Genomic DNA, 22,410 nt, shown 5'->3' with positions numbered 1-22,410 from the left:
GAATGACCATGCAACTGGATCTGGGTGGACGCCACGCGCTGGTCTGCGGCGCCTCGCAAGGCATCGGCCGCGCCAGCGCCATCGAGCTGGCTGGCCTGGGCGCCAGCGTCACCTTGCTGGCGCGCTCGGCGGACAGGCTGGAACAGCTCGCCGGACAACTGCCGTGCAACCACGCCGGGCAGCGGCATCAATGGCGCAGCGTGGACATGCTGGATACCGCCGCGTTGCAGGCCACCGCCGCGGAAGTTGCCACCACGTCAGCCGTGCACATCCTGATCAACAACAGCGGCGGCCCCCCGGGCGGAGCGGCCAGCAGCGCAACCACCGCGGCTTTCGAGACCGCGTTCCGCCAGCACCTGCTGGCCGGCCAGACCTTGCTGCAGGCGGTGCTGCCCGGCATGCGCAGCAGCGGCTACGGCCGCATCGTCAACGTGATCTCCACCTCGGTGAAGGAACCGATCGCGGGACTGGGCGTATCCAACACCGTGCGTGCCGCGGTGGCGGGCTGGGCCAAGACCCTGTCCGGCGAACTGGCGGCCGATGGCATCACCGTCAACAACGTGCTGCCTGGCTACACCCGCACCGATCGCCTGGACAGCCTGCTGGGCGCCAAAGCCGCGGCCAGTGGCCAGAGCGAAGACGAAATTGCCCAAGGCCTGATCGCCACCATTCCGGCCAGGCGCTTCGGCGAGGCCAGCGAGGTGGCGGCGGTGATCGCCTTCCTGTGCACCCCTGCTGCCGCCTACGTCAACGGCGTCAGCATTGCCGTGGACGGCGGTCGCACCCGCGCATTGAGCTGATCCGCCAGGTCGCCCGGGGACGCCGTGCATACGCCAGCGTCCGGTGCAATCACCGCCGGCTGGTTCTAGACTTGCGCGGATGTCCATACCGCGCCTAGCCAATCTGATCGACGGTCGCCTGCGGGCGCCACTCCGCGATACCTGGCTCGACGTGCACGAACCCGCCACCGGCGCGGTCTTCATGCAATGTCCCGATTCGGACGCCAGCGACGTCGCCGCCGCGGTGGAAGCGGCCGGCCGCGCGGCGCCCGCATGGGCGAACACGCCGATCGATCAGCGCGCGCATCACCTGCAGCGGCTGGCCGACCTGATCGAGGCGCGCCTGGAAGAATTCGCCGCGCTGGAATCGCGCGACAGCGGCAAGCCGCTGAGTCTGGCGCGTCGACTCGACATTCCCCGGGCGGTCAGCAACCTCCGCTACTTTGCCGCGGCGATCATCAGCTGGGGCAGCGAATCGCACGCGATGGAAACCGGCGCGCCCGGCAGCGGCGCGATCAACTACACCTTGCGCCAGCCGCTGGGCGTGGTCGGCTGCATCAGCCCGTGGAACCTGCCGCTGTACCTGTTCACCTGGAAGATCGCACCGGCGCTGGCCGCGGGCAACACGGTGGTGGCCAAGCCGTCGGAAGTCACGCCGTGCACCGCCGCCCTGCTGGGTGAACTGAGCATCGAAGCCGGTTTTCCGGCAGGCGTGCTGAACATCGTGCATGGCAGCGGCCCGGGCGTGGGCCAGGCGATCGTCGAACATCCCGCGGTCAAGGCCGTCTCCTTCACCGGCAGCACGGTCACCGGCGCACGGATCGCCGGCGTCGCCGCTGCCCACTTCAAGAAGCTTTCGCTGGAAATGGGCGGCAAGAACCCGGCGATCGTGTTCGCCGACGCTGACCTTTCCGACGCGAACCTCGACACCATCGTGCGCTCGGGTTTCGCCAACCAGGGCGAGATCTGCCTGTGCGGCTCACGCCTGCTGGTGCAGAAATCGATCTACGACGTTTTTCGCCAGCGCTACCTGGCCAGGGTGCAGGCGTTGCGCGTGGGCGATCCGGATGCGGCCGACAGCGACCTCGGCGCGATGGTTTCGCAAGCGCACTACGACAAGGTGCTGGGCTGCATCGAACAGGCCCGCCACGAAGGCGGCCAGGTCCTTTGCGGCGGCGGCGCGCTCACCCTGCCCGGGCGCTGCGCCGATGGCTGGTTCATCGCCCCGACGGTGATCGAAGGCCTGCCTTCGGCGGCGCAGACCAACCAGCAGGAAATCTTCGGCCCGGTGGTGTGCCTGATTCCCTTCGAGGATGAAGCCGAGGCGCTGGCGATCGCCAACGACAGCCGCTACGGCCTGGCCGCCTCGCTGTGGACGCAGGACCTGTCGCGCGCGCATCGCATGGCCGGCCAGCTCGAATTCGGCATCGTCTGGATCAACTGCTGGCTGTTGCGCGACCTGCGCACGCCGTTCGGCGGCGTCAAGCAATCCGGGGTCGGTCGCGAGGGGGGCAGCGAGGCGCTGCACTTCTTCACCGAGCCGAAAAACATCTGCATCGCCTATGGCGCGCTTCCCGCACCTCGCCAGGACGCTTCAGCCCAATCCATGGAGTCCCGATGAATTCATTGAAAGACCTGCTTGCCAAGAACCGACGCTGGGCCGATCAGGTCACCGCGCAGGACCCGACCTTTTTCGAACAGCTGTCGCAGCAGCAGGCGCCGCGCTACCTGTGGATCGGTTGCTCGGATTCGCGCGTGCCAGCGACCCAGATCGTCGACTTGCCTCCGGGCGAGATCTTCGTGCATCGCAATGTCGCCAACGTGGTGGTGCACACCGACCTCAACGCGCTCAGCACCATCCAGTTCGCGGTCGATGTCCTGCAGGTGAAACACATCCTGGTGGTGGGCCACTACGGTTGCGGCGGCGTGGGCGCGGTGCTGAAGGAAAGCCGGCTGGGCCTGATCGACAACTGGTTGCGGCACATCACCGACATCGCCATGAAGCACGCCGACAAGCTCGACCCGGCGCAGTCGTTCGCGATGCGCCATGCCCACCTGTGCGAGCTGAACGCGCTGGAGCAGGCACTCAACGTATGCCATACCACGGTGGTCCGCGAAGCTTGGGAGCGCGGCCAGCAGCTGGCCGTGCATGCGTGGATCTACGGCTTGGACAACGGCCATATCCACGATCTCGGTCTCGACGTGCGTGGCCGCGAGCAACTGCCCGACGCCTATCACGAGGCGGTCACCGAACTGACCCGCCGCTGGGAAGGCGCGGCATGAGCGGCGCGGCCATCCGCACCGACGCAGCGCCGGCGCCGGTGGGCGCGTATCCGCACGCGCGGCGGGTCGGCAACCTGCTGTTCCTGTCCGGAGTGGGCCCTCGCCAGCCCGGCAGCAACGCGATTCCCGGCAACGTGCTCGACGCCGACGGCCGGCTGGTCGACTACGACATCGAGGCGCAATGCCGCCAGGTATTCGCCAATGTGCGAGCCGTGCTGGAAGCCAGCGGCGCGGCCTGGACCGACCTGGTCGACGTGACGGTCTTCCTCACCGACATGCAGCGCGATTTCGCGACCTACAACCGGCTGTATGCGGAGTGCTTCGCCGGCGTGGATGCCTGTCGCACCACGGTGGGCATCGTGGCCCTGCCGACGCCGATCGCGATCGAGCTGAAGTGCGTGGCCGCCCTTCCCGCCGAGCCGCACTGATCCGCGGCAGCGTGTCCGGGCGCAAGCGCTCCCTCAGGCCAGGCAGGCCTGCAGCAACAGCCCGATCAGTTCCTGCACCGACGATGCCCTGGCCTCGTCGTAGGCAAAGCTCTCTTCGTCCATGTAGTTGAGCTGGGCCAGTTCCAGTTGCACCGCCTGCACGCCCGTCTCCGGCGCGCCGTAATGGCGGGTGATGTAGCCGCCCTTGAAGCGTCCGTTGACCGCAAAGCTGAAGCGTGACTGCGAAGCCAGGCAGGACTGCAGGCGTTCCTGCAGGGCCGGCGTGCAACTGGCTCCGCTCGCCGTGCCGAGGTTGAAATCCGGCAAGCGCCCCTCGAACAGCATGGGTACCTGGCTGCGGATGGAATGCCCTTCCCACAGCACCACCCGACCATGCTCGGTACGCAACCGGGCCAGTTCCTGTGCCAGGGCGTCGTGATAGGGGAGCCAGTATTCGTCGATCCGGCGCCGGACTTCTTCCTGATCCGGTTCCAGCCCGTCGCGATAGAGAGCCTCGCCATCGAAGCCGATGGTCGACACCAGCCCCGTCTCGCGCTGCCCCGGGTACAGGGCATGGCCATCGGCGGGACGATTCAGGTCAACCACGTAACGGGATGCCTGCGGTTTCAGCACGCTGGCGCCCAGCGCCTGCGCCAGCGGTTCGTACAGTCGTCCCACATGCCAGTCCGTATCCGGCGATCGCCGCGCGGCAGGATGCATGCGCGCCGCGAGTCCGGCGGGAATGAAGGCGCCGTCGTGCGGCAGGCTGATCAACAGCGGCATGCGGCCGCGCCGCAAGGTGAAAGTCGTCATCCGGGCATTGTACCCATGCCTTCCGGAAGGGCTTCATCCAGGGACGGAAAAAACCGGCACCGTATCGAGGCATGATGCCGTTCGAGCCTGTCGGGTACTTGTCTGGCGACGGCTTCGGGAGCACGCTGGCAACGGGTCATCCCCGAGGGTTCCGCCATGCCGAACCGGATGTCTTCCCGTATCGCGTCGGTGACGTTTTGCGCTGCCATATCACTGGCTGCGCCTTCCTCCGCGCAGAATTTCAGCCCGGCTGCCAGCACGATGTTCCGCGAGGCCCAGCAACAGCCCAACGACCTGGCGCGCTACATGTACCTGCTGAAAGAAGCGTCGAAGCTCCCGAAGGCGGACCAACAGCTGGCCCTGCAGATGTTTGCGTCGGTCGAGAACGAGCTGGGCCTTTACAACGAGGCCCTGTTCGACTTTCCGTTGAAGAGCCACATTCCGGCGGATGCCAGCTTGCCGACGCCGACCGACTGGACTTCCACAGATGCCGTGGATGCCATCACCGGCATGGCCAGGGATCGCCGCCTGGTGATGGTGAACGAGGCACATCACGACGCCCATACCCGGTTGCTGACTCTGGCCCTGCTGCCGCGCCTGCGCGCGCTCGGCTTCGACTACCTGGCCATCGAGGCCCTGTCGGACAAGGATACGCAGCTGATGCAGCGCGGCTACCCCATTGAGGACAGCGGAACGCAATACCTGCATGAGCCGACTTACGGCGAAATCGTCCGGACGGCGATTCGTCTGGGCTACACCCTGGTCCCCTATGACGTGGATGCCAGCTCGCAGACCGATCGGGAGTCCAGGCAGGCCGACAACCTGTACCGAAGGACGTTCGCCCGGGACCCGCACGCAAAAGTCCTGGTTCATGCAGGCTATGCGCATATCGACAAGGCAAGGGGCCGTCTTGGCAATACCCAACCGATGGCGGCCCGTCTGCAGCAATTGAGTGGCATCGAGCCACTGTCCATCGATCAGACCCGGTTCCGCGAGCAGATCCCTTCCGAGGATGATGCATATCGGCAACTGGTCAGGGCCTTTCCCTCTTCAGGGCCCATCGTGCTGATCAGCCGCACGACCGGCAAGCCCTGGAGCGACAACCCGGACGCATACGAGATGAACGTGCTGTTGCCCGCTGGCACCCACCGCTTTGGCGAAAGCGGCCTCTATCGGCCGACCTCGAATGTGCACAGCTCCGATCGCGACCACCTCATGCTGCCGGACCCGATCGTCAGACTGCGCCCCGACTGGCTGGCCCAGGAAAGCGATCGGGCGCCCTACCCCATTCGCTCGTCGCTGTGCAAGGTGACGTTCCCCTGCGTGATCGACGCCCACGTCTTCGACGAACCGGACACGGCGGTCGCCGCCGATCGCTACGCCTTCATGCAAGGCGATGTCGTGTCGAAGCTGTACCTGCGCCCGGGTCGCTATCGGCTACGCGCCTGGGGCCTCAACGGACAGACCTTGACCACACAGACCATCACCGTTGAAAGGCACTGAGAGATTGCGGGTTTTCGATCCGAAGAGGCCCATGGGAACCACTTGCGCTGCCCGGATTACGCATGTAGTCTTTGGTGAACTACAAATGTAATCCAAAGGACGCGCCATGACCCGACCATTTCCGCCGATCAGCGAAGCCGAAAGCCGGGTGATGGAAGTGTTGTGGCGCAAGGCGCCGCAAAGCTCCGAAGACATCGTGGCCGCACTCCAGCTGGACAGCGACTGGCACGAGAAGACCATCCGCACCCTGCTCAACCGCTTGCTGGGCAAGGGTGCGGCAACGGCACAAAAGGATGGCCGGCGCTATCTGTATTCGCCCGCGTTGACGCGCGAGCAATGGCAATCGCAGGAAAGCCGCAGCCTGCTCGACCGGGTGTTTGGTGGCCGGCTTTCGCCGCTGCTCGTGCATTTCAGCGCGCACGAGAAACTGGGCGCGAAGGACATCGCCGAGTTGCGCAAGCTGCTCGATGCGATCGAGAAGAAGGAGCACTGACATGGAAGCGACCGTACTACGCTCCCTGCTCCTGACGACCGTCGGCATGGTTCTCGTATTGCTGGCGCGCCGCCCATTGCGCCGGGCATTCGGTGCCGACCCTGCGTTCCTGTTATGGCTGCTGCCACCATTGCTGGCCAGTCTTCCCTGGCTGCCCGCGGCACCGATCCACTGGATCACGCTGCCGACCTTGCAGGTGCTTCCCGGCCCGGATACCGGTCTGGCTGCGCCGTTCCAGCCGCGATCCATCGCTCCATGGCTGTACCCGGCATGGCTGGCCGGCACCGCGGTGTGCCTGCTGCGACTTCTCGTGCATCTCATTCGCCTGCATCGACAAAGTCGTCGCCTGCCCGAGTCCATGCTGACGGCGTTGCGGCGGGATATGAAGGCGCTCGATGGCTCCCGCCTGCGACTGCACCCGGCGGGCCCGGCCCTGCTGCCATCGGCACGGCGCACGTTGCTGCTGCTGCCGGCGGATTTCATGCAGCGCTTCAGCGCCGCCGAACGGCAACTGATCCTGCGCCATGAACTGGCCCACCTGCGTCGCGGCGATGTGCTGTGGAACCTGCTCGCCGAAATCGCCTCGGCCCTGCTGTGGTTCCACCCGCTGGCCTGGCTTGCCTTGCCGCGGTTTCGGCTCGACCAGGAACTGGCATGCGATGCACGCGTGCTGCGCCTGGCGCCGCAGGACGAATCCGGCTACGCCAATGTCCTCATGCACAGTGCCGCCAGCTCGCCCGTGCCGGCCTTGATCCCCTGGCTCGCCGAGCCACAACTGAAGGAGCGACTCATCATGATCCAGCGTCATCGTCCCGGTGCACTGCGCCGTTGCATCGGCTACTTCGGATTGGCGGCGCTGATGGCCGGCAGCACGCTGGTCGCGCAGGCCCAGTCCACTCCGGCATCCGACCAGAGTGCGTCCTCGGACATCGCCCACAACGTGAACATGCAACCGCGGTATCCGGCCGCATCGATCAAGAACCACGAACAAGGCACGGTCGTGCTCAAGGTCCTGGTTCATGCCGACGGCACGGTGGGCAGCATCACCTACGATCCGCAGTACAGCAGCACGGTATCCGGCGACCTCATCGCGGCGGCGACCAACGCGGCCAGGCAATGGCGTTTCAACCCGCAGATGAAGGATGGCAAGCCGATCGAAGGCTACGCGCGCGTACCCGTGAAATTCATGCTGGCCCCTCTCACCGACGGCCCGGGCAGGGGTGAAGCTGAGAAACAAAATTCAAAAAGCTGAAAATCCTTTTGATTTGCATGTGAATTATTGAATTGATAACCTCGGCACATCCCTGCCGAGGTTGTCTTGTGAGTCCGCAGCCCGCCGCCAGCCATGTCGCCTCGCGCACGCTCTCACGAGCTGCGCATCTTGCCTTGCCGATGTTGGCGATAGCCGCGCTGGCCGCCTGCTCCGGCAATCCACGCCGGCCGCAACCCGCCTACAAGACCTCGCACTCCGCATTGGCCGACCTGCCGCCGCGCGCGCCCTCGGCGGCCAGCGCCGGCGAGGCGAACGACATCCTGTTCCGCGCGATCGGACTGGTCGGCACGCCGTATCGCTGGGGCGGCAACACCCCGGCGGGCGGTTTCGACTGCAGCGGCCTGGTCGACTACATCTATCGCACTGCCACCGGCATCAAGCTGCCGCGCACCTCCCACGAGATGGCGGCGGATGGCAAGAAGGTGCGCAAGATGACCCAACTGGCCAGCGGCGACCTGGTGTTCTTCGACATCGGCGGCGCGATCAGCCATGTCGGCGTGTACGTGGGCAAGGGACGCTTCGTGCATGCACCGAACAGCGGCGGCACGGTGCGGCTGGACGACATCGACGGGCCGTACTGGGGGGATCACTTTGCTTATGGGAGGCGGGTGCTGGATTGAGTGTGGGGGAACAGGGTTTCGGGTAGACCGTGACGACCCCACTCCAACTCTCCCCTGGGAGGGGAGAGGGCGAACGAAAAACGGCGCCCAAGGGCGCCGTTTTACTTCTACTTGATGAAGCGCACTTTCAGTGCGCTTCGGCGCCCGGCGCGTGGGCGTGGCCGTGCTGGATTTCTTCTTCGGTGGCGTCGCGCACTTCGCCAACCGTGACGTCGAAATGCAGGGTCTTGCCGGCCATCGGGTGATTCAGGTCCACATCGATCGCGCTCATGCCGACCTTGTGTACGGTCACCGCGCGCTGGCCGCCTTCCTTGAGGCTCAGCACGGTGGTCATGCCCGGCTTGAGGCGGTTTGCCTGCGGGAAGTATTTCTTCGACATGCGCTGGATCTGGCCTTCCTGACGCTCGCCGTAGGCATCGGCGGGAGCCACGTCCACCGACAGCGTGTCGCCCGCTTCGTGGCCTTCAAGCGCGGTTTCCAGGCCCGGAATCAGCTGGCCGTGGCCCAGCAGTATCCACAACTGTTCGTCGCGGTCATGCGAGCTTTCCACCTTTTCGCCATCCACGGTCAGCGTGTAGTGGATTGCGATGACCTTGTCCTTGCCAGCCTTCATTGCGCGTCTCGTCGATGGGATCAAACGGGGGATTCTAGCAGCCCGCCGGCGGACGGATGGCAACCGGCCTCAGGGCTCCGCGGCAAGCCCCACCCCGCGCGCCTCCGGCCCCAGCCACAGCAGCAGCGCCAGCAGCAGGGCAACCCCGACCATCCACCACGACATGGCGAACGCGAAATCCCCGCCATGCCGCTGCGCCAGCCAGTTCTGCGCGGTTGCCGTGACCGCCGCCAGCAGGTTGCCCATCTGGTAGGCGAAACCGGGCAAGGTACCCCGCACCAGTGCCGGCGACAGCTCGTTGAGGTGGCTCGGCACCACGCCCCAGGCGCCCTGCACCATCACCTGGATCAGGAAGGCACCCAGGCCGAGCAGGATCAGCGAACCGCCGTGCATCCACAGCGGGATCACCGGGATCGCCAGCAGGGCCGCGATCATCATCGCCTTGCGCCGACCGATCCGCTCCGAAAGCGCACCGAAGTAGAGTCCGCCGACCAGGGCGCCGAGGTTGAGCAGGGCCACCAGCACGAAGGCCGCGGTCGAACCGGTCGGCAGATGGAGGCTGGATTCCTCGAAGGTGTGATAGAGGTCCTGCGAGCCGTGGCTGAACATGTTGAACGCCATCATCAGCAGCATCAGATAGATCGCCAGCTTCCAGTGCCCCTTCATGGATTCGAGCAGGCCGGGGCGACGACCGGTGCTCTGGCCGGCCTGCCATACCGTCGATTCCGGCACCTTGCGCCGGATGTACAGCACCAGCAAGGCCGGAATCGCGCCGACCACGAACAGCCCGCGCCAGCCGATGTGATCCACCAGCAGCCAGTTCGCCAGGGCCGCCAGGAAGAACCCGCACGGGTAACCGCTCTGCAGCAGGCCGGACACGGCTCCGCGCGCCTTCGCCGGGATCGACTCCATCGCCAGCGACGCGCCGATGCCCCATTCGCCGCCCATCGCGACCCCGAACAGGAAGCGCAGCACCAGCAACATGGTGAGCGAGGTCGCGAACGCGGTGGCCAGTTCGAACACCGAGAACAGCACCACGTCCAGCATCAGGATCGGGCGTCGCCCGAAGCGATCGGCCAGTCGCCCGAACAGCAGGGCGCCCAGCGGGCGCGCGGCCAGGGTCAGGAACAGCGCATAGATCACCTGCGTCGTGGCCACCTCGAACTCCTTCGCCACCGTGACGATCACGAAGGTCAGCAGGAAGTAGTCGAAGGCATCCAGCGTCCAGCCGAGGAAACTTGCCAGCACGGTATGGCGCTGGGTGGAATCGAGTTCACGCAGGGGTGCAAGCAGTGACATCGCGACCTTTCCTTGAGTGGCCCAAAGACTGATCGCTATCGTATGCCCGACGCCGCACAAACGGGCGGGACATGCCCGCATGGCCTGCATGCCGCGGATGCCTTAGGCTGCAGAGACCTCTCCAGACGCGGGACCCGGATGGATCATCGCAGCCGCCAGCGCATCGCAAGCCGTTATGACAACGTCATCCAGCGCGGCTATGTCCGCGGCAAGCTGGCCGGCGACCCGGTCTACGCCGCCACCGCGGCGCTGCTGGACGAAAGTTCGCTGCCCCTGCTGGACATCGGTTGCGGCATCGGCCTGCTCGGACAGTATCTGAACACCCAGGGCCGGAAGCGGCGCTACTTCGGGCTGGACCACGATCCGCGCAAGATCGCCTCCGGCCGGCTCGCCGCCCAGCGCGGCGGACTCGAAGACCTGATGGAACTGCAACACGCCGACGCGGCCGAGCTGCCGTCGGTGCAGGGTGACGTCACCGTGCTGGACGTGCTGCACTACCTGCCCGCCTCCCGCCAGCCCGACCTGCTGCGTTCCGCCGCGCGCCACCTTGCCCCGGCCGGTCGACTGATCATCCGCAACGTGCTGCGCGAACGGAACTGGCGGTTTCACGCCACCCGCATCGAGGAGTTCTTCCTGCATGCATCGGGCTGGATTCCCGGCGGTCCGCAGCACTATCCCAGCGCCAGCGAGCTGCGGGCGCCGCTGGAGGACGTCGGGCTGGACGTGCGCATCGAGCCCTTGCGCGGGCGCACGCCGTTCAACAGCTACCTGATCGTGGCGCGCCGACCGCAGGCCTGATCGGCTGGCCGTTCAGTTTCACGAACGGTCCGCGCGCACGGCCTCGTCGGATCGGCTATACTCCGCTCCGCGTTCGCCCCCACGAACGTTGCGACACACCGTCGCCCCTTCCCCTTAGTCTGCAACACGGTATGAACACTCCGGGTTGCTCAGGAGTGTTACATGTCTTTCGATTCGCTGGGCCTTGCGCCCGCGTTGTTGCGTGCGCTTGCCGATTACGGCTACACCCAGCCCACCCCGATCCAGGCCGCGGCGATCCCGTCCGTGCTGGAAGGTCACGACCTGCTTGCTGCCGCCCAGACCGGCACCGGCAAGACCGCGGCGTTCGCGCTGCCCCTGCTGCAGAAGCTGTCCACCAGCGGCCAGACCATGACCCGGCGCCCGCGTGCGCTGATCCTCACCCCGACCCGCGAGCTGGCCGCGCAGATTCACGAGAACATCCGTGACTACAGCAAGTTCATCCAGATCAGCGCCACCACCATCTTCGGCGGCGTCGGCATGGGCCCGCAGATCAACGCGCTGCGCCGCGGCGTCGACATCGTCATCGCCACCCCCGGCCGCCTGATCGACCACATGCAGCAGCGCACGCTGGATCTGTCCGCGGTGGAAACGCTGATCCTCGACGAAGCCGACCGCATGCTCGACATGGGCTTCCTGCCGGCCTTGAAGCGCATCCTGCAGTCGGTGCCGAAGCGCCGCCAGACCCTGTTGTTCTCGGCCACCTTCGCGCCGGCGATCAAGACGCTGGCGATGGAGTTCATGCACAACCCGAAGGAGATCTCGGTCTCCGCGCCGAACACCGTCACCACCCTGGTCAGCCACCAGGTGCATCCGGTCGACGCCTCGCGCAAGCGCGACCTGCTGCTGCACGTGCTGTCGCAGGACAGCCGTCGGCAGACCCTGGTGTTCAGCCGCACCAAGCACGGCGCCGACAAGCTGGTGACCTTCCTCAACGCCTCCGGCCTGCGCAGCGCCGCGATCCACGGCAACAAGAGCCAGAACGCCCGCACCCGTGCGCTCAGCGACTTCAAGAGCGGCCGCGTCACGGTGATGGTCGCCACCGACATCGCCGCCCGCGGCATCGACATCGAGCAGTTGCCGATCGTGATCAACTTCGACCTGCCGTCGGTGGCCGAGGATTACGTGCATCGCATCGGCCGCACCGGGCGCGCCGGCATGGAAGGCCTGGCGCTGTCGCTGGTCAGCCATGACGAGTCCGGCCTGCTGTTCGACATCCGCAAGTTGCTCAAGCAGGACATCGCAATCACCGCAGTGACCGGTTACGAGCCCTCCGCACCGCTGCGCCTGGACGCCGGCGCGCCACGTCCCAAGCAGGGTGGCGGTGGTCAGCGTCAGCAGCAGCGCGCGCCGCGTCAGGGCAAGCCCGCCGGTGCGGCGCGACCGAATGGCTACGCGCCGCAGGGTAGCCGCGGTGACCATGCTGCAGGCAACCAGCGCCGCCGTTCGAACTCGCGTCCGGCCGCCAAGGCCTGAATTTTCGAACGCCGATACGAGATGGCGGCCCCCGGGCCGCCATCTTCGTTTCTGCCCATCGATATTCAGACCAGGCCCAAAGCCCTGGCGTGATGGCGCAGATGGTCGTCGATGAAGCTGCTGATGAACCAGTAGCTGTGGTCATAACCCCGATGCCGCCGCAGCAGCAGCGACTGACCCGCCTCCGCGCAAGCCTGATCGAACAGCTCCGGTTTCAGCTGGCGCTCCAGAAAGGCGTCGGCTTCGCCCTGGTCGATCAGGATGGTGCCCTCGAAGGTCCGCCGGCGCACCAGTTCGCAGGCATCGTAATCGGCCCACGCCGCCGGATCGTTGCCGAGGTAGCGCGGCAACGCCTTCTGCCCCCACGGCACCTGGCTGGGCGCCACGATCGGCGCAAAAGCCGACACCGAGCGGTAGCGGCCGGGATGACGCAAGGCGATGGTCAGCGCGCCGTGTCCTCCCATCGAGTGTCCGCAGATGCTGCTGCGCGAGATGTCGACGGGGAACTGTCCGGCGATCAATGCCGGCAACTCGTCGACCACGTAGCGATGCATGTTGAAACGCGCGGCATACGGCGGCTGCGTGGCATCGACGTAGAAGCCCGCACCCTCACCAAATTCCCAGTCGCCGGTAGCGCCGGCGATGCCGGTTTCGCGCGGGCTGGTGTCGGGCATCACCAGTACCATGCCGAATTGCGCCGCCAGGCGCTGCGCACCGGCCTTGACGGTGGCGGTTTCCTCGGTGCAGGTGAGCCCGGCGAGGAAATACAGGACCGGGCAAGGGCCCGTCGCTGCCTGCGGTGGCTGGTACAGCGCAAACCGCATGGGGCCGGCGCAGGCCTCCGATTCGTGGCGATAGACGCCCTGCACACCGTCGAAACAGATCTGCTCGGAAAGGGTTTCGATCCCGCTCATGCTCAACTACTCGCCAACCAATTGGCCGTGATCATAACCATGCATGGCGGACGCCCGCATGCGTGCCAGCTGGTGGCGGCCGACTTACCGAATGCCGCCTCCCCGGAACACCGGGCCGGTCTGCACGGGTGGGGGTTGCCGATACGGACTGACCGGCACCTGCCGGCGCCGCACCGTCGGCTTGCCTGCCGCGCTGCCGAAACCTCCCGAGAGCGTGTCCGCCAACCGATTCGCGCGCTGAAAATTCCGGGGCGATGATTCGCCTGTCGTTCCGGTCTCGACGCCTTTCGCCTGGTCCGGCAAGACCGCCGTTGAACTGGCCGGCAGGGAAGCTTCCTGCCGATCATGCGCGACGCCGAGGGAGGCCGTACCCGCCACCATCGCAGCGACGCAGACCAGTGCAAAAACCCGCTTCTTCATGTGCTCGATTCCTTGCAAATTTCCTGGCGCCAAGGATCACGCCCGACCAGCGACGGCACTAGAACCACTTGAACATCAACTCCATCGAGTCAGGCATTCGCGAAAGCTCAACCTTGCAATCTGCCGGCAACTGCGAGTCGTAGTCGATGACCAGGGCGTCGCCACGCTTCCTGGCAACCACCCCGCAGGACGAATGAACAGCGATGCCATCGCCGCGCAAGGCCAGCCCACGCACGTGGACGGACTGGAACTGATCCGGCAGAAAATTCTGTCGGGAGACCGTTTCCGTGTATTCCCTGACCATGGCACCGATCAATCCGTAGTCGAAATCCTGGCGCGGCGGCGCGGACGCACGGATGACGACGGTGACCCCCACGCGGCTGCTGAACTCGACCACCGGATCTCCGGTGATCAGGTCACCGTCGATGGGCAACGTCAGTACGCCGGAGGCCGGCAACGCCACCATGCGATCGCCGCCGGAAGCATGGATGACCAGGCGGACCTTCTCGATCGGGATATTGCGCTCGTGGCTGCGTACCTGGATGAAGGCCTCGACATACTGCCGATCGGGTCGCGCATTGACCCACTGGACACCCTGCGCCCAACTGTAGAGCTGTGCGTAGTGGCGTTCTTTGGCTTGCAGTCCGCTGGTGAATGCGAAAAGCACAAGCATCACCAGGCAGGCATATTTTCTTGAAGTCGACATCTGCGGCATTCCTCCGACGAAACACTTCGTCAAAGCGCCGGCGAGCAACAGCCGGCGCTTCAATTACGGCAATGCGATCAGAAATCCTGATCGCACGAGACACCATAGCTGCCGTCCGGTCCGCCGAGGCTGCAGTGCCCGGTGATCCAGCCCCACAGCTCGTGCCAGAAGAACTCAAGACGACCGCTGGCTGCTTCCACTTCGAAAACTTCGTTGCTGCTTTCCATTGAAAAACTTCCTTTGCTTTGACGTCACGCTCTTCAGGCGGCGTGACTTCGCCTTTTGAACCAGGGCAACCGCGCCAGCAGGGACCGGCAACCGATGATGGCCAAGACCGTCTGGGCCAGCACCAGCAGGCTGGACGGTTTGAAGATGATGTTTGCCACGGGAGCCAGCCCTCCGGCGCGAGTCATCGCGACGATCAGGGGTGCGATCGACACCCTGACCATGAAGGCGATCAGCACCACCGTCATGACCCCACTGAATATCCTGCAGAAACTCGCCAGCCTCACGTCCCAGCTTCCGCTGACATCAAGCAGTATCCAGTAGCCGTCCGATCGTCCCAGCGGAAGCAACTGCACCACGGTGAACAGGGTGATGAGTTCGGAACACAACCCGAGTACAGGCAGCTGCAGCGACAACGCAAGAACCGCCACCACGCTCGAGAACATCAGCTGGAAATGGATGCCGGCAAGATTGACCCATAACCGATCCCCGACAGCCAGGGCATCGAGGCACAGCAATTCGGTATAGAAAACCGGGTATATCCAGTAGATGCCAACGCCGAAATTTCCCACGACGTGGCCGAACCGCTTTATCGCGCTGGCATGGCCCAGTTCGTGAAACAGCGCACTCAGCAGGAGCAGGGCGACAAAGGTTCCGACCGCCCCCGGCGTATCGGGTAACGCGGGCATCCCCTGCCAGGCAAACAGGGCGGCAAACAGGGCGACGCCGATCGCGAAGTTGAAGATCCAGACCGGACGGCTCACCAGTGCCCGCAGTGGTTCGGCCAGCATGTCCACCAGCCAGTGGGGCACCACGGTCATACTGGCCGCAAGCTGCCGGCGCGGCGGACGCGCCTGACGTCGCAACTGTTCCAGGACTTGCGCTGCCGCCAGTTCGAATGCCGGAAAATCCATGCTGCTGCGCGCTTCGACGCAATAGCGCGCGTGCGCCGATCGCCGGGTTTCACTGGCCTGGAGCGAAACAAGCAGAAGCATGGCGTGACGGGAAAGTTTGTAGGCCACACCGGCCCTGGCATCCGTCGCCAGCCAGCGCTCCCCGGAAAGCTCGGAGAACGTGAAGCAATAATCCATTTGCACGTGACACTCCCTGTGACAGCGCGGCGGACTCTACCGACCGAAACTCTTCCCCGTCAAGGCAAGACAGCGAGCCGGCCGGGCACAGTGATACAATGCGGCCTCAAAACCCGCGCGACGTTCATCGCGCCCCCCGAGGTACTCCCATGTCGTCCCCTTCTTCCGACTCCGCTCCGGTTGTTGCCGGCTTCGCTGCGCTTGAGCTGCATCCCGACGTCCTGCGCGCACTGACCGATGTCGGCTACGAGTCGCCCTCGCCGATCCAGGCCGCGACCATTCCCCCACTGATGGAAGGGCGCGACGTGCTCGGCCAGGCGCAGACCGGCACCGGCAAGACTGCCGCGTTCGCGCTGCCGATCCTCTCGCGCATCGACCTGAAGCCCGGCAAGCCGCAGGCGCTGGTGCTGGCGCCCACGCGCGAATTGGCCATCCAGGTGGCCGAGGCGTTCCAGAAATACGCCACCCACATGCGCGGCCTGCAGGTGCTGCCGATCTACGGCGGCCAGAGCTACGGCCCGCAGCTGCACTCGCTCAAGCGCGGCGTGCACGTCGTGGTCGGCACGCCTGGCCGGGTCATCGATCACCTGGACAAGGGCACGCTGGACCTGTCGGAACTGAAATACCTGGTGCTCGACGAAGCCGACGAGATGCTACGCATGGGCTTCATCGACGACGTCGAGAAGGTGCTGCAGGCGACGCCGCCGCAGCGCCAGGTCGCACTGTTCTCCGCGACCATGCCCACGGTGATCCGCAAGATCGCCCAGCGGCATCTGAAGGAGCCGGTCGAGGTCACCATCAAGTCCTCCACCACCACCGCGGCGAACATCCACCAGCGCTACTGGTTCGTCAGCGGCATGCACAAGCTCGATGCGCTGACCCGCATCCTCGAGGCCGAGCCGTTCGACGCGATGATCATCTTCGCGCGCACCAAGCAGGCCACCGAGGAACTGGCCGGCAAGCTGCAGGCGCGCGGCCTGGCCGCCGCCGCGATCAACGGCGACATCGCCCAGCCGCAGCGCGAGCGGGTGATCCAGCAGTTGAAGGACGGCAAGCTCGACATCCTGGTCGCCACCGACGTGGCCGCGCGCGGCCTCGACGTGGAGCGGATCAGCCACGTGTTCAATTACGACATCCCCTACGACACCGAAAGCTACGTGCACCGCATCGGCCGCACCGGCCGCGCCGGCCGCAGCGGCGAGGCCATCCTGTTCGTCAGCCCGCGCGAGCGCGGCATGCTGGGCGCGATCGAGCGCGCCACCCGCCAGCCGATCGAGCAGATGCAGCTGCCGTCGGTCGAGGTGGTCAACGACGTGCGCATCGGCAAGTTCAAGCAGCGCATCACCGACATGCTGGCGCAGGATGATCTCGGCGAATTCCAGAAACTGATCGAGCAGTACGAGCAGGAGCACAACGTGCCGGCGATCGAGATCGCCGCCGCGCTGGCGCGCATCGCCCAGGGCGACCAGCCGCTGCTGCTCTCGCCGCCGCCCAAGCGCGAGAAGTACGAACCGGCCTCGCGCGAGCGGGTCGAACGCGCTGCGCCGCGCGAGCGCAGCAGCGATCGCCGTCCGCCCCACGCACGCGAAGCCGGCGCTGCCAGCCACCCGTCGTCGCACGACTCCAGGCCCGCCGAACATCGCCCGCGCGAACATGGCGCCCACGACCGCGCCCCGCCGCGCGAGTTCGGCCAGCGCCCGGTGCGCGCGCACGCCACCGAGGAGGGCAAGCGCACCTACCGCATCGAGGTGGGTCACGAGCATGGCGTGAAGCCGGGCAACATCGTGGGCGCGATCGCCAACGAGGCCGGCCTGGAAAGCCAGTACATCGGCCGCCTCAGCATCCGCGACCATTACAGCCTGATCGACCTGCCCGACGGCATGCCCAAGGAAGTGTTCGAGCACCTGAAGAAGGTCTGGGTGGTGCAGCAGCAGTTGCGCATCCACGAGTGGGATGGCACCGACACCGGCACCAGCGCGCCGCCGTCGCACAAGCCGGGCGGTTCCAGGAAGCCCGGCGGCTTCAAGCCGCGCCCCGCCGGCGGCAAGCCGCCAAAGCGCAAGTAGGCGCTTCGGGTCGCGCCGCTCGATAAGCGGCGGCGCGACCACGTAACATCGACGGATCATCGCCACCGCGAACCCGTCGCATGCCCAGCCGCAACGCCGAACAGCAACCGCCCAGCGGCTCCGAGCCGCGCATCGATGGCCTGCCGCCGGCGGCCTTGCAACAGTTGCAGGCGGCCGCACGCGCCATTCGCGATGGCGCCGAAGCGCCGGCGCGCAAGGCGCTGGACACGACCCTCGAACTCGCCCCGGAACATCCCGAGGCCTTGCGCCTGTACGCCATCCTGCACACCCGCGCGCAACGCCAGGACGAGGCGCAGGCCTGCCTGCAGCAGGTGCTGGCGCAATGGCCCGACTATGCGCTGGCCTGGTCGGACCTGGGCGGTGTGCAGCAGGCACGCGGAGACATGGAGGCGGCGTTCGCCAGCTGGAGGCAAGCCTGCGCGCTGGCGCCGGCTGCGCCGATGCCGTGGTTCAACCTGGGCCGAAACCTGCAGCTGCATGGCGACACCGACGACGCGATCGAGGCGCTGCAGCAGGCGCATGCGCTGGCGGCGGATTTCCTGCCGGCGCTGATCCTGCTCGGCGATGCCCTGGTCCACGCCGGCCGCTTCGACGAAGCCGACGCACGCTACCGTGCCGCACTGGCCCTGCATCCGGCCTGCGGCGATGCCTGGCGCGGGCTGGCAAACATGAAGACGCGGCCGCTGTCGGACGCGGATCGCGAACAGTTGGGCACCGCCTTGCGACAGCCCGGCATCGCCCCGGCCGATCGCATCGCGATGGGTTTCGCGCTGGGCAAGGTCTGCGAGGATCAGGGACGCTACGAGGAAGCCTTCCACGCGCTGAATCGCGCCAATGCCGCACTGCGCGAGATCAGGCCGTGGCAAGCCTCGGCCTTCCACGGCCACGCCGAAGCCCTGCTTGCGGCATCCCGGCGGCTACCGCCGCCCATCGATGCGGGCCTCGGGCGCGAAGTGATCTTCATCGTGGGCTTGCCACGCTCGGGCTCGACCCTGTTCGAGCAGATCCTTGCCGCCCATCCCGAGGTGGAAGGCGCCAGCGAGCTCACCGAACTGGAACAGGTGCTCGGCGAGGAATCCGCGCGGCGGCGGAAACCCCTGCTGCAATGGCTCGGCGAGGCCGGCGCGGACGACTGGCAACGACTTGGCCGCCGCTATCTGGAGCTCACCGCCCGCTGGCGCCGACACAAGCCCCGGCATACCGACAAGCTGCCGTCGAACTGGCTGCTGGCCGGCGTGCTGGGCGCGATGCTGCCGGGCGCACCGATCATCGATGCCCGCCGCGATGCGCTGGAAGCGGGCTGGTCCTGCTACAAGCAGCAGTTCTACAAGTTGCCGCACTTCGCCTGCACGCTGACCGACATCGCCGCCTATGTCCGCGACTACGAACGGATCATGGGCGCCTGGCAGGCAGCGGAGCCGCAGCGCATCCGCATCCAGCGCTACGAGGCCTTGCTGGCCACACCGGAAGACGAGATCCGCGCGCTGCTGGCGTTCTGCGACCTGCCGTTCGACCCGGCCTGCCTCGACTACCATCGCGCCTCGCGCAACGTGCGCACGGCCAGCGCGGCGCAGGTACGCCAGCCGTTGCGTCACGACACGGCACGCGCGGAGCATTACGGCGCCCTGCTCGATCCGCTGCGCTTCGGCCTGGGCCTGCCGATGCTCGGCTGAGCGCGGACAGGGGATACCCGCCGCGTCGGCAGCGGCCCGCCCGCGGTCACTTCACGACGACCGTGCCGGTCATGAACGGGTGCACCGTGCAGTAGTACACGTAGGTGCCCGGCTTGCTGAACGTGGTCACGTAACGGTCGTTGCTGTCCAGCGCCTTCGACGGCGCAAACTGCCCGTTTGCGCTGACCACGGTGTGCGGCTCCTCGTCGCGGTTGATCCACGTCACCCTGGAACCCGCCGGGACAGTGAGCGTGTTCGGCGCGAACATGAAGTTGCGGATCTCGATCTGCTTCGTCGCCGCATGATTCGCCGTGACCTCGGCAGCGATCGCCGCGCCACCGCCCAGGGCCAGCAGCAGGCACATCGCGCAGGCAAGCCGGCTCATGGCATCACCTCCTCAGTGACGGCCAGGGCGTGCCCGCCCTGCACATGCCGCACGCTGCGGATGCCGAGGTAGCTGTGCAGCGCGCCCGGCGCCACCGTCTTCAACGGCCCCGGCGCCGGCCCCACGCCCGGTGCCGGCTGCGGATAGGCGGTCGAGCGCGCGGTATAGAACGTGATGTTGCCTTCCACCTTCTGCTGGATCTGGTGGATGTGACCGTTGAGCACGCTGACCGAGCCGAAGCGGCGCAGGTAGCCCATCGCCTCCAGGCTGTCTTCGGTGCCCCAGCCCCACGCCGGGTACAACGACCACATCGGCATGTGCGCGAACACCAGTACCGGTGTCTCGGCGGACAGCGGCGCCAGATCCTTCTTCAGCCACGCGAGCTGCTCGGCGCCGAGATGACCCAGCCCGCCGGCCTTCAGGTTCAGCACGTTGATCAGGCCCACGAAGTGCACGCCTCGATGATCGAAGCTGTACCAGCCGCCCGCCTGCTGCCGCTCGCCGAAGCGGCGGAAGAACTCGGCGCCGTTGTCGCCGATCACGTCATGCTCGCCTGGCACGTAGCACACCTTGCCGCGGCCGACGCGCGATTCCTGCATCAGCCCGGCCGCCACGGCGAACTGATCCGGCCGCGACAGATGGGTGATGTCGCCGGTATGCAGCAGGAAGTCCGGCCTGGCCGGCAGCGCGTCGGCCTGGGCCAACGCGGCGCGAAGCGTCGAGACCGGGTCCGGGTTCGGCGCAAAGCGGAAGCCGATATGCGAATCGCTGACCTGGACGAAGCTGAAGGTGGCGTCCTTCATCGCCCCACCCGCATCGTCCCCCAGGCTGCGCGCGTGCAGCACGCCCCCCTTCATCAGCAGCAGCGTGCCGGCGCCGGCCCAGGCCATGCACTCCATGAACCGGCGGCGACCCGGGTTCTCGTTGTCTTGCTGGTCTGACATGTTCGTTCGCTCCAAGGCGGGCACGGAAGGCGCCCTTCGCCATGGATTACCGCGCGCCTCGGCGGCCTATTCCGCTTTTTCGGGGCCGGGAATAAAGTCGCCGGCAGCGCGGTAACTCCTTACATGCCCAACGAAGCGCCAGCCGCATCCCCGCCACCGCAGCCCGCCATCGGCGCGCGCTTCGAAGCGGTGGTGTTGCCGTGGCTGGACGCCGCCTGGAACCTCGCGCGCTGGCTGGCCCGCGACGACGCCGATGCGCAGGACGTGGTGCAGGAGGCGATGCTGCGCGCCCTGCGCTACTTCGACAGCTTCCGCGGTGGCGACGCACGCGTGTGGCTGCTCGCCATCGTGCGCAACACGTACTTCACGATGCGCACCAGGACGCCGCCGGGACATCTGCTCGAACCGCTGGACGAAGATGTCCACGTACTCTCCGACGAGCAGGCCTCGCCGGAGGCGCTGACCCTGCTTGCGGTCGACGTCGGCTTGCTGCGGCAGGCACTGGAACGGCTGCCGCCACCGTGGCGCGAGGCCATCGTGCTGCGCGAGCTGGAGGAGTGCTCCTACAAGGAGATCGCCGCCATCACCGGCCAGAAGATCGGCACGGTGATGTCACGGCTCGCCCGCGCCCGCGAGCGGCTGAAACTCGAATTGACCCATTGCGTCGGGGAGGCCAGCCATCATGATTTGCGCTGACGCCGGACTGCTGCTGCACGCCTGGCTGGACGACGAACTCGACGTCGCGCAGAGCGCGGCGATGGCCGACCACCTGCAAGGCTGCGCCGCCTGCGCCGCCCGCGCTCGCGAACACGAGCGGCTGCGCAGCGCGCTGGCGCTGGCGCAGCCGGACCTGTACCGGCGCGCGTCGGCAGCACTGCGCGAACGCTGGACGCCGCGACACGACCACGCCGCGCCGCCAGCGGCACTCCGTCCGCGGCGCACGTCCACCGTCTGGGCCGCGGCAGCGGGCTTCGCCGCTGCGCTGGTGCTGGCCACGCCGCTGTTCTACACCGTACAGCAGCGCCGCGTGGCCGGCGCCGCCCTGGTCGACGAGGCCGTCTCCAGCCATCTGCGCGCGCTGCAGCCGCAGCATCTGATGGACGTGGCCTCAACCAACCAGCACACGGTGAAGCCGTGGTTTGACGGCAAGCTGGACTTCTCGCCACGCGTGGTGGACCTGGCCGGCGCCGGCTTCCCGCTGGCCGGCGGCCGCCTCGATGCGCTGAACGGGCGCAGCGTCGCGGCACTGGTGTACCGCCGGCAGCTGCACCTGATCAGCGTGTACCAGTGGCCGGCCGCCACGCCCGACGCCTCCGCCGCCCTGCGCGAATCGCGGCAGCAAGGCTATACCGTGCTGCGCTGGATCGAGGACGGCATGCACTACGTCGCGGTGTCCGACGTCGACCCGGCCACCCTGCGCCAATTCGCGCAGGAGCTGCGCCAGCGCACGAACGGCAGCGACGCGCCAGGGACTCCCTGAGAACATCCGCTTCGTCGTTCCGGCGAGGAGGGGGAATACCGCGGCGGCAATGGGTCCAGCGGGACACTCGATCCCGGCTTTCGTCGGGA

Annotated in this window: 24 protein-coding genes; 14 read left to right on the top strand and 10 right to left on the bottom strand. The window is 66.7% G+C overall.

Annotated elements, in window-relative coordinates; translation table 11 throughout:
* The first annotated feature begins 8 nt into the window (after nucleotides 1-8).
* The 4 genes from I6J77_RS05905 to I6J77_RS05890 all read left to right on the top strand — a co-directional run bounded on the left by I6J77_RS05905 (nucleotide 9) and on the right by I6J77_RS05890 (nucleotide 3,490).
* Nucleotides 9-800 (top strand): SDR family NAD(P)-dependent oxidoreductase, encoded by a 792-nt coding sequence (locus I6J77_RS05905; RefSeq protein WP_204110910.1) that lies wholly within the window; start codon nucleotides 9-11, stop codon nucleotides 798-800.
* A gap of 79 nt (nucleotides 801-879) precedes the next feature.
* Complete coding sequence (locus I6J77_RS05900) at nucleotides 880-2,400, top strand: aldehyde dehydrogenase (RefSeq protein WP_204110909.1); 1,521 nt, start codon at nucleotides 880-882, stop codon at nucleotides 2,398-2,400.
* A complete protein-coding gene (gene can / locus I6J77_RS05895; protein ID WP_204110908.1) occupies nucleotides 2,397-3,062 on the top strand; it encodes a carbonate dehydratase in 666 nt (221 codons plus the stop codon). Before I6J77_RS05900 ends, can begins: the two co-directional genes overlap by 4 nt.
* Entirely contained in the window at nucleotides 3,059-3,490 is a 432-nt protein-coding gene (locus I6J77_RS05890; protein WP_204110907.1) for a RidA family protein, read from the top strand. Before can ends, I6J77_RS05890 begins: the two co-directional genes overlap by 4 nt.
* Nucleotides 3,491-3,523: 33 nt before the next feature.
* On the opposite strand, the gene hutG is transcribed toward I6J77_RS05890, so the two are convergent.
* The gene (gene hutG, locus I6J77_RS05885; RefSeq protein ID WP_204110906.1) at nucleotides 3,524-4,303 is read right to left on the bottom strand and encodes an N-formylglutamate deformylase; all 780 of its coding nucleotides are present in this window, start codon (nucleotides 4,301-4,303) and stop codon (nucleotides 3,524-3,526) included.
* A gap of 156 nt (nucleotides 4,304-4,459) precedes the next feature.
* Between hutG and I6J77_RS05880 the strand changes: the two genes are divergently transcribed.
* From I6J77_RS05880 to I6J77_RS05865, 4 genes are all read left to right on the top strand, one after another.
* Entirely contained in the window at nucleotides 4,460-5,806 is a 1,347-nt protein-coding gene (locus I6J77_RS05880) for a hypothetical protein (protein WP_239309201.1), read from the top strand.
* Between the two features lie 106 nt (nucleotides 5,807-5,912).
* A complete protein-coding gene (locus I6J77_RS05875) occupies nucleotides 5,913-6,299 on the top strand; it encodes a BlaI/MecI/CopY family transcriptional regulator (RefSeq protein ID WP_204110905.1) in 387 nt (128 codons plus the stop codon).
* A complete protein-coding gene (locus I6J77_RS05870; protein WP_239309200.1) occupies nucleotides 6,187-7,551 on the top strand; it encodes a TonB family protein in 1,365 nt (454 codons plus the stop codon). The genes I6J77_RS05875 and I6J77_RS05870 overlap by 113 nt, the downstream gene beginning before the upstream one ends.
* 140 nt (nucleotides 7,552-7,691) lie before the next feature.
* Nucleotides 7,692-8,192, top strand: a complete 501-nt coding sequence (locus tag I6J77_RS05865) for a C40 family peptidase (RefSeq protein ID WP_204111407.1) — start codon at nucleotides 7,692-7,694, stop codon at nucleotides 8,190-8,192.
* Nucleotides 8,193-8,319: 127 nt separating this feature from the next.
* Here the strand turns inward: I6J77_RS05865 and I6J77_RS05860 are convergent, their stop codons facing one another.
* Both I6J77_RS05860 and I6J77_RS05855 read right to left on the bottom strand, forming a co-directional pair.
* The gene (locus I6J77_RS05860) at nucleotides 8,320-8,805 is read right to left on the bottom strand and encodes a peptidylprolyl isomerase (protein WP_056765475.1); all 486 of its coding nucleotides are present in this window, start codon (nucleotides 8,803-8,805) and stop codon (nucleotides 8,320-8,322) included.
* Nucleotides 8,806-8,874: 69 nt separating this feature from the next.
* Entirely contained in the window at nucleotides 8,875-10,104 is a 1,230-nt protein-coding gene (locus I6J77_RS05855) for an MFS transporter (protein WP_204110904.1), read from the bottom strand.
* A gap of 138 nt (nucleotides 10,105-10,242) precedes the next feature.
* Here I6J77_RS05855 and I6J77_RS05850 point away from each other — a divergent pair, with 138 nt between their 5' ends.
* A complete protein-coding gene (locus I6J77_RS05850; protein ID WP_204110903.1) occupies nucleotides 10,243-10,902 on the top strand; it encodes a class I SAM-dependent methyltransferase in 660 nt (219 codons plus the stop codon).
* Nucleotides 10,903-11,064: 162 nt separating this feature from the next.
* On the top strand, nucleotides 11,065-12,396 hold the full coding sequence (locus I6J77_RS05845) for a DEAD/DEAH box helicase (RefSeq protein ID WP_056717234.1): 1,332 nt from the start codon (nucleotides 11,065-11,067) through the stop codon (nucleotides 12,394-12,396).
* 65 nt (nucleotides 12,397-12,461) lie between these two features.
* Here I6J77_RS05845 and fghA read toward each other — a convergent pair whose 3' ends face one another.
* The 5 genes from fghA to I6J77_RS05820 form a co-directional block, all read right to left on the bottom strand.
* Complete coding sequence (gene fghA / locus I6J77_RS05840) at nucleotides 12,462-13,310, bottom strand: S-formylglutathione hydrolase (RefSeq protein WP_304627170.1); 849 nt, start codon at nucleotides 13,308-13,310, stop codon at nucleotides 12,462-12,464.
* An 84-nt stretch (nucleotides 13,311-13,394) separates the two neighbouring features.
* Nucleotides 13,395-13,730 (bottom strand): hypothetical protein, encoded by a 336-nt coding sequence (locus I6J77_RS05835; protein WP_204110902.1) that lies wholly within the window; start codon nucleotides 13,728-13,730, stop codon nucleotides 13,395-13,397.
* A 58-nt stretch (nucleotides 13,731-13,788) separates the two neighbouring features.
* Entirely contained in the window at nucleotides 13,789-14,436 is a 648-nt protein-coding gene (locus tag I6J77_RS05830) for a hypothetical protein (protein WP_204110901.1), read from the bottom strand.
* A gap of 77 nt (nucleotides 14,437-14,513) precedes the next feature.
* Nucleotides 14,514-14,663, bottom strand: a complete 150-nt coding sequence (locus tag I6J77_RS05825) for a hypothetical protein (protein WP_204110900.1) — start codon at nucleotides 14,661-14,663, stop codon at nucleotides 14,514-14,516.
* Nucleotides 14,664-14,696: 33 nt separating this feature from the next.
* Nucleotides 14,697-15,758 carry a hypothetical protein gene (locus I6J77_RS05820; protein ID WP_204110899.1) on the bottom strand — a complete coding sequence of 354 codons (1,062 nt, stop codon included), beginning with the start codon at nucleotides 15,756-15,758 and terminating at the stop codon, nucleotides 14,697-14,699.
* 143 nt (nucleotides 15,759-15,901) lie between these two features.
* Between I6J77_RS05820 and I6J77_RS05815 the strand changes: the two genes are divergently transcribed.
* Together I6J77_RS05815 and I6J77_RS05810 are read left to right on the top strand one after the other, a co-directional pair.
* The gene (locus I6J77_RS05815) at nucleotides 15,902-17,818 is read left to right on the top strand and encodes a DEAD/DEAH box helicase (protein WP_204110898.1); all 1,917 of its coding nucleotides are present in this window, start codon (nucleotides 15,902-15,904) and stop codon (nucleotides 17,816-17,818) included.
* An 80-nt stretch (nucleotides 17,819-17,898) separates the two neighbouring features.
* On the top strand, nucleotides 17,899-19,512 hold the full coding sequence (locus I6J77_RS05810) for a sulfotransferase (RefSeq protein ID WP_204110897.1): 1,614 nt from the start codon (nucleotides 17,899-17,901) through the stop codon (nucleotides 19,510-19,512).
* Nucleotides 19,513-19,558: 46 nt separating this feature from the next.
* On the opposite strand, the gene I6J77_RS05805 is transcribed toward I6J77_RS05810, so the two are convergent.
* Together I6J77_RS05805 and I6J77_RS05800 are read right to left on the bottom strand one after the other, a co-directional pair.
* Entirely contained in the window at nucleotides 19,559-19,897 is a 339-nt protein-coding gene (locus I6J77_RS05805) for a cupredoxin family copper-binding protein (protein ID WP_204110896.1), read from the bottom strand.
* Nucleotides 19,894-20,841 carry a metallophosphoesterase gene (locus tag I6J77_RS05800; protein ID WP_204110895.1) on the bottom strand — a complete coding sequence of 316 codons (948 nt, stop codon included), beginning with the start codon at nucleotides 20,839-20,841 and terminating at the stop codon, nucleotides 19,894-19,896. Before I6J77_RS05800 ends, I6J77_RS05805 begins: the two co-directional genes overlap by 4 nt.
* Nucleotides 20,842-20,964: 123 nt before the next feature.
* On the opposite strand from I6J77_RS05800, the gene I6J77_RS05795 reads away from it, so the two are divergent.
* Together I6J77_RS05795 and I6J77_RS05790 are read left to right on the top strand one after the other, a co-directional pair.
* Nucleotides 20,965-21,537 (top strand): sigma-70 family RNA polymerase sigma factor, encoded by a 573-nt coding sequence (locus I6J77_RS05795; protein WP_204110894.1) that lies wholly within the window; start codon nucleotides 20,965-20,967, stop codon nucleotides 21,535-21,537.
* Nucleotides 21,524-22,321 carry an anti-sigma factor gene (locus I6J77_RS05790; RefSeq protein WP_204110893.1) on the top strand — a complete coding sequence of 266 codons (798 nt, stop codon included), beginning with the start codon at nucleotides 21,524-21,526 and terminating at the stop codon, nucleotides 22,319-22,321. Before I6J77_RS05795 ends, I6J77_RS05790 begins: the two co-directional genes overlap by 14 nt.
* Nucleotides 22,322-22,410: the final 89 nt, after the last annotated feature.

Origin of the sequence: Rhodanobacter sp. FDAARGOS 1247 (assembly GCF_016889805.1) — a bacterium.
Lineage (GTDB): Bacteria > Pseudomonadota > Gammaproteobacteria > Xanthomonadales > Rhodanobacteraceae > Rhodanobacter.
The sequence above is the reverse complement of the archived record's forward strand: the minus strand, read 5'-3'. Positions and strand labels throughout refer to the sequence as shown.